The organism is Candidatus Hinthialibacter antarcticus, from assembly GCA_030765645.1.
Lineage (GTDB): Bacteria > Hinthialibacterota > Hinthialibacteria > Hinthialibacterales > Hinthialibacteraceae > Hinthialibacter > Hinthialibacter antarcticus.
In genome coordinates this window covers 18,551-30,015 of sequence record JAVCCE010000006.1, presented here as the reverse complement: position 1 = coordinate 30,015, position 11,465 = coordinate 18,551, and the positions used below count along the sequence as shown (strand labels likewise).

The 11,465-nt window shown below is 49.5% G+C and carries 9 protein-coding genes; 2 read left to right on the top strand and 7 right to left on the bottom strand.

Features of this window, described 5'->3' with window-relative positions; genetic code table 11:
• Positions 1 to 324 precede the first annotated feature (324 nt).
• Positions 325 to 561 (top strand): hypothetical protein, encoded by a 237-nt coding sequence (locus P9L94_01580; protein MDP8242741.1) that lies wholly within the window; start codon positions 325 to 327, stop codon positions 559 to 561.
• 164 nt (positions 562 to 725) lie between these two features.
• On the opposite strand, the gene P9L94_01575 is transcribed toward P9L94_01580, so the two are convergent.
• The 7 genes from P9L94_01575 to P9L94_01545 all read right to left on the bottom strand — a co-directional run bounded on the left by P9L94_01575 (position 726) and on the right by P9L94_01545 (position 9,193).
• Positions 726 to 2,825: a hypothetical protein gene (locus P9L94_01575; protein ID MDP8242740.1), complete on the bottom strand. Its 2,100-nt coding sequence runs from the start codon at positions 2,823 to 2,825 to the stop codon at positions 726 to 728.
• 153 nt (positions 2,826 to 2,978) lie between these two features.
• Positions 2,979 to 3,527 carry a prepilin-type N-terminal cleavage/methylation domain-containing protein gene (locus P9L94_01570; protein MDP8242739.1) on the bottom strand — a complete coding sequence of 183 codons (549 nt, stop codon included), beginning with the start codon at positions 3,525 to 3,527 and terminating at the stop codon, positions 2,979 to 2,981.
• A 287-nt stretch (positions 3,528 to 3,814) separates the two neighbouring features.
• Entirely contained in the window at positions 3,815 to 5,071 is a 1,257-nt protein-coding gene (clpX, locus tag P9L94_01565) for an ATP-dependent Clp protease ATP-binding subunit ClpX (protein ID MDP8242738.1), read from the bottom strand.
• Positions 5,072 to 5,178: 107 nt separating this feature from the next.
• On the bottom strand, positions 5,179 to 5,814 hold the full coding sequence (clpP, locus tag P9L94_01560) for an ATP-dependent Clp endopeptidase proteolytic subunit ClpP (protein MDP8242737.1): 636 nt from the start codon (positions 5,812 to 5,814) through the stop codon (positions 5,179 to 5,181).
• Position 5,815: 1 nt separating this feature from the next.
• Complete coding sequence (tig, locus tag P9L94_01555; protein ID MDP8242736.1) at positions 5,816 to 7,192, bottom strand: trigger factor; 1,377 nt, start codon at positions 7,190 to 7,192, stop codon at positions 5,816 to 5,818.
• Between the two features lie 209 nt (positions 7,193 to 7,401).
• On the bottom strand, positions 7,402 to 7,842 hold the full coding sequence (locus tag P9L94_01550; protein MDP8242735.1) for an NUDIX hydrolase: 441 nt from the start codon (positions 7,840 to 7,842) through the stop codon (positions 7,402 to 7,404).
• Between the two features lie 70 nt (positions 7,843 to 7,912).
• Positions 7,913 to 9,193, bottom strand: coding sequence for a hypothetical protein (locus P9L94_01545; GenBank protein MDP8242734.1), 1,281 nt, complete (start codon positions 9,191 to 9,193; stop codon positions 7,913 to 7,915).
• Between the two features lie 218 nt (positions 9,194 to 9,411).
• Between P9L94_01545 and P9L94_01540 the strand changes: the two genes are divergently transcribed.
• The gene (locus P9L94_01540; protein MDP8242733.1) at positions 9,412 to 11,433 is read left to right on the top strand and encodes a hypothetical protein; all 2,022 of its coding nucleotides are present in this window, start codon (positions 9,412 to 9,414) and stop codon (positions 11,431 to 11,433) included.
• Positions 11,434 to 11,465 lie beyond the last annotated feature (32 nt).

Below are 11,465 nucleotides of genomic sequence, written 5' to 3'. Positions count from 1 at the left end.
CGCTCCGCCTCCAACCTTGTTCAACCATTTCGAGCATTCCCCCATGCCTAAAAAAAACTCAACTACCATAACTCGGACTACCTAACGCAACCATCCGAATATTCCAGTTCACGCTGAACCAGGACAGCCTTAAGTCAATGACATTGCCACCTGCCTCCCCTTAAAAAAGGTGGGAAGGCGCCGCAGGCGCAAGGAGGGATTTACGCCACTGCACACCATACAAATATCCTCACTTAGATTTTTTTGACTCCTTGAAGCTTTCTCATCAAACAATGCGTCTTAGTGTGTGAAGATCAAAATTGATATGGATTGAGGACTGAGGTCATGAATAAGGAAACGCGCTGGGACAAAAAGACAATGATTCTGGTTTTGGCGACCGCCGCCGGCGGCGGCATGGTCGGTGGATCGCTTGCGGAATGGGCGATTGCTCCCCGGGTTGAGAATGCAATTTTGAATTCCCCAACAACCATTGAATTGAGCGCCCCGGCGCGTAAGGCAACGCCAAGGCGCAACATGACGCGCCCGGCGGGCTTGCCGGTTCAGGTAGTTGTTAACGAATAACGAAATTACAAATTTGTGCGGCATGGGTTCTATTTGATACCGGTTCCCCCAAACCCATTCCCAGAGCTGATGTCGCGCAATGTCCAATCAAAAGGGGGCCGTGAAAGCGGCCCCCTCCTCACCCTGAAAATTCAGGAAACGAATTCTGGATCGATACCCAGCAGTTAATAGTCTGCGAGTTGCCAATCGTCGACTGGAGTTTGGATTTCAGGCAACGGCCAAATGACGCGGTTGCCGTCTCGATAGAGCACGATGAGAGAGTTTTGTTCGTTATAAAACGCAATCGAATCAGGCTCAGAACTATATTGAGGAACTTCCATCACTTCAGTTTTTTCGAGCAGATCATAGACCAATACGCGATTTGTCAATTGAACTGCGATATATTTTCCATTTTGGCTAATCGCAACTCTTTGGTAATACTCATTCTCAATTTCTCTCATTTCGATTGTATATAGATACTCGCGCAGTTCATAATCAAATACGAAAAATTCTCTCAATCCCAAAACAACGAGATACTGAGCATCCGGGGTGAATGCCAATGCTCTAACGCTCGAAAATGTCGGAAGGAAAAAGAGTTGGCTTTGATCAGAATCAGCTGGTTGCTCTATTAGGAGACGATCCAAAGGGAACAAGTGCGTAGAATTATTAGGAGAGAATGTTGTTGAGTTCCATGAAAGTGAAATATTAATATTCTCAAGTTTTTTCACCTGTTGGTTCTGAAATACGTCCCAAATTGTAATCTGATTTCTTTCATAAATGGCTAAATATCGCCCATTCGATGAAAGGTTGAACTTAACTGAGTATATTCCATCAACACCTAAATCTTGTTCGCTTAGGCTCAACAGTTCAATTTGTTGATTCACATCATAGACTTGAATCGATGTTCGGCTCTGAGATGCAACAATATTCAAATCATCAGAAATACAGAGGTTCCTTAAACGATAAGAATATATACCCTCTCCAAGATCAATCACTTTGACTAATTCATTTGAATTTGATTTATAGATTGAAATTCCATTTGACCGTTCATTTCGAATATAATATTCACCATTTGAAACAAAGGGGTACAGACCATTCACATCAAAGTGATAGCTACTTTGTGTAAATTGATCCAATTCCATCACAACAGTGTCACCAGTCACAGAGCGTATGACTAAATTGCCATAGGAATACGATGTTTGATATCGTGGAGGATTTTCTAACACAGAAATATGAGATGGATAGTCAGGTGGGAGTGTAGTTTCCGTCAACCGTTCCGCAGTCTCACTGTCAAATTCAACGACTTTTCTATTACTCGTTTCGTTTACGGTTTCAACAACCGCCACGGCAAGCCGCTCTCCTTCTTGAATATAACCAAATGAAGAAAACCGTTCGTTCTCAGAAAATTCGAACTCAATGGTTTGGTTAAACAAAGGCAATTCAACTTCAATCAATTGGTTCTCATTTTGAATCAATGCAAAGCCGTCTTTATTTGAATTACGGATGATTTGATAGGGCGTTTCAATTTCTTGTATGAACGCCCCATCGTTGACATTCCATATTGAAGGAGCACCCAAATGGCCGGAGAGTATCAGATAGTTGTTGTCGTTTGAGAAATAAGCGGAAACTCCAATAATCGGATTCATTCTGGTAATTGAATCAAGATTACTCGTCATACTATGGCTATCGAGCGACCAAAGTTGAATGATTGAATCGGTCTGACCAGTTGAATAATCAACATTGTAATAATCAATGAGCATGTTTTTTTCATTCGGGGAGAACCAGATTTTCTTTGCTTTGATTTCAGAAATCGTAGTTAAATCAATTTCTTGAATATCACCTGTTTGATAGACATGGATGCGAAAATCTTCATTTTGAGTCACAAGATAAGATGAGTTGTCAGAAATCGACAAAATCTTTTTACCCGAAATGGTATTGAACGTTTCAGGTTCGTTTGGAAGGTTTCCAGATAAATCAAAGCGCATCAACTTTGATTCAAACAAGACATAGGCGAAGCCGTCGTCAGAGAACATGGCAGACAAAGCGGGTTCTGTGAACGTTTGGCTCTGGCCTAGTAACTCACCACTTTCAATATCCCAAAAGAAAATACCTAAGCTGCTTACAGCCACAACACGGTCATCTTCAGTGATGGTATGGTCAAGCCGACCTCCGAGAGAAACATACGTCTCTCCATGAGGGCCGACGAGTGGGAGTTGAACTTCTGAGTGAACGCATACTGTGAATAATGCAATGATGAATGAGAAGCAGATCGCGCGAAGCGTCATGATGTAATCTCCCTGGTAATGTATTATTAGGATTATATCACGCACGTCGATATTCAACCAGCGGAATCAGCCGCTGTAAATATGGCGAATCAATATGCCCTCAAAACTGACTGGGACTATGGGAATTGCGATCACATCGTGGGATTCTTCTTTTCAGTGGATTGCGCTGCCGGGGGGCACTTCGCGCCAGAAGCCGCCTTCGCTCATCAGGCCGTTGCTTACTTCATAGGGCGGGCCGCCGCGGATGCCCGCCGGGCCCCAGCCGTCAACGATGCCCGCGTTCTTTTTCCGAAGAATCTCTAGAATACGCGAATGCCCTTTGCGGCCTGTTGCCCACAGGTCGAGGTGAGTGTTGTAGGGAATCCAATGATAGAAGGTGCGCGTGTTCACAAATCCTGACGCCTCTGGGATATCAAAGCGCTGCTGAAAGCGGTCGTATAAAAATCCATTGAGATACGGCACAGGCGTGGTCAATGGAAACTGTTGGTCATACGTATCGCGGTGTTTATGGTAGGAACCGCTGTCGAGGTGATATTGCAGCATAGCGTCCACCATGATACGCAGGTCGCTTTGCGTCCCGGCGATTTTGGCGCGCAGCTGCGCGTTGAGAAAATTCGGCACAGCAATCGCCGCGAGAATGCCAATAATTGCAACGACGATCAGTAATTCAATCAGCGTGAACGCACTTTTGGAATTCAACATCAAACACCTACCCAAACATGAATACATAGATCAGCAATAAAACGAAGTCATAAGAATTTTCACCCTAACACATTCCATCAAATAATCAAAGACAAAATTTATAAGGATTTCTATCGTAGTTGGACGGCCTTGGCATATCTCAAATCGCAGTCGATCAGCAATCATGCGTATATCATCATTACAGGAACCATAATAAGCAGGATTTAATTCAGACGGTATTTACTATTAGCAAAAAAAACGGCCTCCCGAATGGAAGGCCGTTGGTGGTTTGCCATGATATGATTCTGTTACGCGGTTTCGACTTGGTCTTCGAAGACCAGCAGCGGTTCCGACTTCGCCTCGATGACTTCCTTGGTGATGATGCACTTCGACACGCCTGACATCGACGGAATCTCATACATAATATCGAGCATGGACTTTTCGAGAATCGCCCGCAGCCCGCGCGCACCTGTCTTGCGCTCCTGCGCTTGGGAGGCCACTTCTTCAAATGCGTCGTCGGTGAATTCCAACTCAACGCCCTCGAGATCAAACAACTTTTGATACTGTTTGCAGATCGCGTTTTTGGGTTTGGTGAGGATATCCTTCAACGCGGTTTTGCTGAGTTCTTCCAGTGAGGTAATGCAGGAGAAGCGCCCGATAAATTCGGGGATCAGCCCAAATTTGATCAGGTCTTCCGGCTCGACCAGCGTGAGGATCAAGTCTTCATCAATCGCGACCGGGCCGCCTTCGGATTGACCGAAGCCAATCACTCGCTTGCCGATGCGGCGTTCGATGATTTTATCGAGGCCGACAAACGCGCCTCCGCAAATAAACAGGATGTCCGAGGTATTCACCTGGATGAATTCCTGATGCGGGTGTTTGCGTCCGCCCTGGGGCGGCACGTTGCAGGTAGTGCCTTCGATGATCTTGAGCAGCGCCTGCTGGACGCCTTCGCCTGAAACGTCGCGGGTGATGCTGACGTTTTGGGTGGTGCGGGCGATCTTGTCGATTTCGTCGATATAGATGATGCCCTTCTCAGCTTTTTCAACGTGGTAGCCGGTGGCCATCAATAATTTGAGAATGATGTTCTCGACGTCTTCGCCGACGTAGCCCGCCTCGGTGAGGGTGGTCGCGTCAACGATGGTAAACGGCACGTTGAGAATCTTGGCCATGGTCTGGGCGATGTAGGTCTTGCCCGAACCAGTCGGCCCGATCATGAGAATGTTGCTCTTTTGCAGTTCGACGTCTTTGTTGACGGTCTCGTGGTAGCGAATGCGTTTCAGGTGATTATGGACCGCGACCGAGACCGATTTTTTGGTGTGCTCCTGACCGATGACGTAGCCGTCGATGGCCTCTTTGATCTCTTTGGGTTTGAGAAACTCGCGCAACTCAACTTCGATTTCTTCTTCGAGAACGCTGTTACACAAGCGGACGCATTCATCGCAGATATAAGCGGGCTGCGACGTGTGTTTTTGCGGAGGCCCGGCGATCAACTTTTTAACTTCGTCCTGGTGCTTGCCGCAAAAAGAGCAGTACAACGGCTTGTTCTTTGCTGCGTAATCCATGTAACCCTCAGACCTTATATCGTTCAGCAGCCGACGCGCTTCTTATACGATCATCGACTGCTTTTCTTTAGTGTAAACCTTTTTTGGCGAGTTTCAGCTTTTTTCTTCTACTTTTCGTCTTTGTCAGACTTTTTCTCACCGCTCTTGTCTGATTTATCTTCCTTCAACGTGACGAATATATCATCAATCAGCCCATAGTCTTTGGCTTCAATTGGAGACATAAAGAAATCACGATCAGAGTCTTTCTCTAGTGTTTCGAGGCTCTTACCACAGTGATGAGAGATAATTTCGTTGAGTCGCTTTTTGGTTTTGAGGATTTCTTTGGCGCGAATTTCAATATCAGACGCCTGCCCCTGAAAACCGCCCAGCGGCTGGTGAATCATCACCCGCGCATTCGGCAAGGCGTAGCGTTTTCCTGCTTGCCCTGCGCAGAGCAAAACTGCGCCCATGCTGGCCGCAAGGCCGACGCAAATCGTCGCGACTTCGGGTTTGACGTATTGCATGGTGTCATAAATCGCCAAACCCGCCGTAACTGAGCCGCCCGGACTATTAACATAGAGTTGAATGTCTTTGTCAGGGTCTTCCGCCTGTAAAAAAAGCATCTGCGCGATAACCAGATTGGCGACGTTATCATCAATCGGCGTTCCAACAAAAATGATGCGATCTTTCAGCAAACGCGAATAAATATCGTAGGCGCGTTCGCCTCGGTTGGTCTGTTCGACCACCATAGGAACCAGAACCACGTTAGTCCTCCTTCGCCGTTGTTTCGGCTTCGGCCTTCACTTCCGCTTCGTCAGCGTCCTGGGTTTTCTTTTTCTTGGCGCGGGCCTTCTTTGGCTTGGCGTCGCCTTCGGCAAGACCTTGCATCAGGTCTAAGACTTTTTCTTCGAGCGCCACCCGTCGGTAGTAACTCTCTAATCCCTGGCTTTGAATACGCTCGGCGTACATACCGGGGTCGGCCTGATTGGCCGCCGCCATTTGGGCGATATATTTGAAGTAGTCTTCATCCGCCAGGACGACGTTTTCTTCGTCGGCGATTTTATCAAGCACTTGCGAGAGACGCACTTCATTTTCAGCGGTCTCTTCGTTGCGCGCCAGCAGGCCTTCGTCTTCTTTGGCCGCGGTTTCGAGCGACTGACCGTAGCGGCGAAGTTCCATATCTTGCATGGCGTTGATGAAGTTATAGCGCGCTTTCACCATGCTAGGCGGCACGGGGAAGGTGTTGCGTTTTAAGAGTTCATCGCGAATCGCCTGACGGTACGCATCCTTGGCGCGTTGTTCCATGTTGGCTTCCATGTCTTCGCGGATACGGTCTTTCAATTCAGCCAGCGACTCGAATGCGCCCATATCTTTGGCGAATTCGTCATCGAGTTCAGGTAATTTCTTTTCTTGAATTTGTTTGACCTTGATTTCAAACTCGGCTTCTTTGCCGCGCATTTCTTCGTTGGGGTATTCTTCGGGCAGCGTGAGTTTGAAGGTCTTTTCGTCGTCTTTTTTGAGGCCGACTAATTCTTCTTCAAAGCCGGGAATATAGCGTTTGGTTCCCAACTGGACGGGAATCTCATCATGAGTCGCGTCGCTGAACGGTTCGCCGTCGATCGTCGCCTTGCTTGAAATAGAGACGATATCGTCATCTTGCGCCGGGCGGTCTTCAACCGTTTCGTATGTTGCGCTGTTTTCACGCAAACGATTTAGGGTTTCGACGATTTCTTTTTCAGGGACTTCAGCCTCAGGCTTTTCAGGCTTGATGTCTTTATAATCGGCCAAATCAAACGGCGGGACGTACTCAAACTTGGCCTCAAACACAATAGGTTTGCTGCTGTCCAATTCGTCCAGATCGCTGATTTCGGGCTGATTGACCGGCTTGATATCCAGCTCTTCGGTCGCTTTTTCAAAAGCGGCCTCAAGCGCTTTGCCGCTTGCTTCCTGGTTGAGGTGCTTGCCGAATTTCATCTTAACGATGTGACGCGGCGCTTTGCCTGGGCGAAAACCGGGGACGGTGGCGTGCATCATAAATTCTTTGTACACGCCTTCGAGTTCACTGGTTACGTCTTCGGGCGGTACTTCGATTTTCAGTGATTTGGTGCACGGCCCAATATCTTGCTGTTCGAGTATCTTCAAGGCTCCCCCACACTCCTATCCATTTGTCTGAGCGTCAAACTTGAATTTGTGTTTGCCGCCGTTGCGATATGTTGGATTTTTGTAAATCCATACCGCTATCGTAAGAATGCGGCGACGCATGAACGCCTCCGCATAACTAAGCGTACATTATGACCTCTCTGCTGGAATCCGTAAGGTTTGGCGACTCCGGCAGTAAAGTATCGGCGCTTTCAGTCCCACTTATTGCCGATGGAGACGGGTAAATCGGCGCCGTCTTGCAGGCGCTGCACGATTTCCGGCGCCACAGCGGGAAAAATCATCATCCCGGGCAATTTCTCCATCGGGTGCCACTGGAGATCGAACAGGTATTTATCGTCGCCGAGTTTCATTTCACCGCCGACAACGGTCGCGAGAAAATAATAATTGATCACATGGCGATGTTTGTCGGGCGGGATCGATTCAGAAACCATGATTAATTCGCCGACTTCAACATCAAGGTTGGTTTCTTCCATCATTTCGCGGGCGACGGCTTCTTGTAAGGTTTCGCCGAATTCAACGCCGCCGCCAGGAAACAACCAGTAATGCTGATCGTTTTTCTGGTGCTGGACTAAAAGCACTTTGCCGTCTTGCACGATGACGGCGCACGCCCGGTTTCGGATTCTCGGTCCCATGCTTCACCTATCTTTGATTATTGTCTTCGCAGGTTGACGCCGAAGCGTACGTGATTCAACCCCGCAGCATTCAAGCATGGATGGGATTCGGCGGAGCGTCCGCCTTTGCTTTCACCCGACGCGGCTTGATTTTTGACTGATACATCATGCCAACGATGGAACGCATAAGCCCCAACTTGGCCTGGTAGAGCGACTTTTGCCAGGACGGCGCGACCAGTTCGTCCGCGTCCGTCGGCTGAACCACCAAACTCACTTCGATATTGGGAGCAAGGCCGATTGGTACGCCGCGCTTCATGCACGATTCATACACCTTGGCGAACACCCGCCGCATATCGTTATATTCCGGCGAAGGCCAAGTCTCCATGTCGGTGCCAATCACGGGGCGGAAAATACAAACCGTCGGAAACGCCCCGATCAGGGTGATGTAATCAATCGCCTCCAACGTATCTTCGATGGGTTCGATGCCCGCGATGATCTCGCCCGACACCCGGCCTTTGCCCATCAATTTCGACGCATACTCCATCGCATTAAAGAATGTATGTTGCCTGAGATGTTTATGTTTTCCCGGCAGGTATTGTTCAAAATATTTGGGATTATGCAACTCATAACAAAACGAGAGGTGGTCGGCGCCGCAATCGACGATCCAGTCATATTTCCATAAGTCCGCCGTTGGGGCCGCCTGTACGCCGACCAATGCGCCGACTTGTTCTTTGATCGCTTTCACGAACGGCGCACACAGGTCGAGACCTTTTCCGTCCTGAAATCCTGTATTGAAATGCACAAAAGACACGCCGGATTCTTCTTTGGCGGCCAATGCGACTTCAACCACTTCTTCGACTGTTTTTAGCGGCTTGTCGCCGCCGGGCGCGCCAACATTGAGTCCCGTCGCGCAAAACTGGCAGTTCTCTTTGGGGTCGCTGTTCCAAAACGCGCAGGCTTTGCCTAAATAAAAACCCAGATACGTCCCCTGCAATACGCCGATCTCGCGCATGGGCGTCCCGCTGGCGGCGTTGCGATCATACCAAGACGGCGCGGGCGGGACCGAAACCTCGTAGGCAATGTCGTCTCTTGTATGATGGACGCAATAGCCGTTGTCATGCAGTTGTAATTCATACGGGCTGGTTTGGACGAAATGCTCATGCACGGGCGCGTTCATCCAGATGTCGCGCTTGCCTGGAATGACCAGTTCTAATCCACTGCCCAAACCGGCGCGCGCTTTGACGAATGAACGGGCGTCGCGCTCAAGGTTGCACGATTCATGTATGCGAAGGCCTTTGCAGAACAAGTCGATTTCGAGTTCAACGGGCAGCAGGCGGCGATTGTGTTTCATGGAAGACGGGGTCGTATTCATCGGGGGCGTCCTGCCTAAGATGGTTTTTACGAATCAATATTGTATCATAGGTTGAATTGTAATCGTTATATATAGGCTAGATGCAAAGGTTTGGGTTGATATATGTCTTGTAAATTAAACAACCATTTTATGTGGCTCAACGATTGGAGCCGATCCCCCCTAGCCCCCCTTAATAAGGGGGGGGTGACGTCGGAGACGTCGGGGGGATAAATTAAAAAATGGACCTGTACAAAATATTCAAAACCGCTTTGTCTTTTGTGATTTTCATATCCGTTCTATGTGGAATAGCCGCGTCCGCCCAGACCTGGCATGATCTCGAAACGCCCGGGGACGCCGCGCCCGTCGATGTTTCGTTTCTGCTCGATGCGCCAGCAGGCAAACACGGGTTTCTCGGCGTCAAGAACGGTCAATTCATTTTTGAAGATGGCACCCGCGCCCGCTTCTGGGGAACGACGGTTACGGGGTCGGGTTGTTTTCCATCACAAGCAATGGCGCCTAAAATTGCCGACCGCATTGCGCGCCTGGGTTTTAACCTGGTGCGTTTTCATTGGATGGACGCCGGGTGGGCGCAGCCTGCGCTGATTCAACACGATGACAACGGCAACGCGACCTTAAACCCGCAAGCGCTCGATCGGCTCGACTACTTTTTGTTCCAACTTGAAAACCGGGGCGTTTACGCGTTCTTTGACGGATTAGACGCGCGGACATTGAGCGCAAACGACAACGTCATGGCTTGGGAAAACATCCCGGCGGGTTGGAAAGGCTATATCCATTACGTCAACGAATTGCGCGACCTACACGCGAACCTACTCGACGACTTCTGGTCGCACCGCAACCCCTACGCCGGATGGGACCTGCGGCAAACCGATTATCGCGACGAACCCGCCATCGCGCTCACTCAATTGTTTGAAAGCAATACGCTCAATGGAACGCCGCCGCCTTTTGGCCCTTACATTTTGCGATTCGACGACTTGTGGCGAAAATGGCTGCAAGAAAATCAAACCGAATACGAACCGTTCCATTTCGCCGCGCCGAATAAAACCATGCGCCGCTTTATGGCGGAAACCACTGCCCGTTCGCAAACGGATTTCGCTGTACAATTGCGTTCGCTGGGCTTGAAGGTCCCCATCAGCGGGACAGACGTATTTCATGATTTATGGGACCTGCCCCATCAAGCGCATCTCGACTTTATGACGTCGCAATCAATCTGGAACGCGCCCTTCGGCGATTTCCAAGGCTTCCCCGACCAGCGAATGGCAGAGGTTGATTTGCGAAATGCGCCCACACTATTTTCGCGCCTTGCCTTCGCCCGGCTTCATGACAAACCGTTCGTGGTTAGCGGCTGGGGGAACCCCTGGCCCAACCGCTTTCGGGCGGAACTCCCGCTGTGGATGGCGGCGACCGCTAGCGCCCAAGATTGGAGCGGCTGTATCGCGTCCACCTACGCCAGTAACTACGACCCGAATCGTCAATTCATTTCCGCGCCGTTTGAGATGCAGCATGACCCCAGTCTGATCGGGCTTATGCCCGCCGCCGCGTTGCTGTTTCATCAGCAACAGGTCAAGCCGCTGAAACGCGCGATCACAATGGGCGTGGAAGAAACCGTACTTGAATCCGGCGAAACGGTCGCGCCAGATGATGCAGCGGTTCCGCGCTTCATCGACCGCCTGCGCATTGAGACGCAATTAAATGTGAAGCCAAATGGCAGCAGCATCTTCGCGCCCACCCAACCACAAGACGCCAGCGAAATACTCAAACGCCGTGAGCAGCCCGCTTCGCTGCGTCACGATCCAGCGCGGGGACAGGTGTTGATTCAAACCGACAAAACCTTGGCTGTAATTGGCCGCATCAACGCGCTCAAGCCTGACGATCTCGAAGGTCTTGTCATCGAAAGCGAAATGGAATTCGGCGCGGTCTGCGTTAGTTCGATGGACGACAAAGAAATCAAACGATCAAGGCAGTTATTGCTGACCATTCTCTCTGAATCACAAAACACTGGTTTCAAATCCGTCCTTCATCCGATGGGCCGATGGATTCAAGAACATGGCGGCGCACCGATACAAATTTCTGAAACGCCCGCGCGAATCTTCCTTCAAACCGAACGCGAACAATGGACGATTACGCCCGTGAACATGCGGGGAGACAGGCTCGAAACTCTTCCCTATCAAATCGACTCTGGTATGCTGAGTTTCAACGCCGGAAATCATTCGGCTATCTATTATTTGTTGGAATCAAATTGAATTGCTCGCAGACATCTGATGGTTGCATTTGA

Excerpts from the sequence above, each read along its gene's own strand:
- P9L94_01540 (MDP8242733.1), top strand. The coding sequence starts at position 9,412 with ATGGACCTGTACAAAATATTCAAAACCGCTTTGTCTTTTGTGATTTTC.
- P9L94_01570 (MDP8242739.1), bottom strand. The coding sequence starts at position 3,527 with ATGTTGAATTCCAAAAGTGCGTTCACGCTGATTGAATTACTGATCGTC.
- P9L94_01545 (MDP8242734.1), bottom strand. The coding sequence starts at position 9,193 with ATGAATACGACCCCGTCTTCCATGAAACACAATCGCCGCCTGCTGCCC.
- P9L94_01550 (MDP8242735.1), bottom strand. The coding sequence starts at position 7,842 with ATGGGACCGAGAATCCGAAACCGGGCGTGCGCCGTCATCGTGCAAGAC.
- clpX (MDP8242738.1), bottom strand. The coding sequence starts at position 5,071 with ATGGATTACGCAGCAAAGAACAAGCCGTTGTACTGCTCTTTTTGCGGC.
- P9L94_01575 (MDP8242740.1), bottom strand. The coding sequence starts at position 2,825 with ATGACGCTTCGCGCGATCTGCTTCTCATTCATCATTGCATTATTCACA.
- P9L94_01580 (MDP8242741.1), top strand. The coding sequence starts at position 325 with ATGAATAAGGAAACGCGCTGGGACAAAAAGACAATGATTCTGGTTTTG.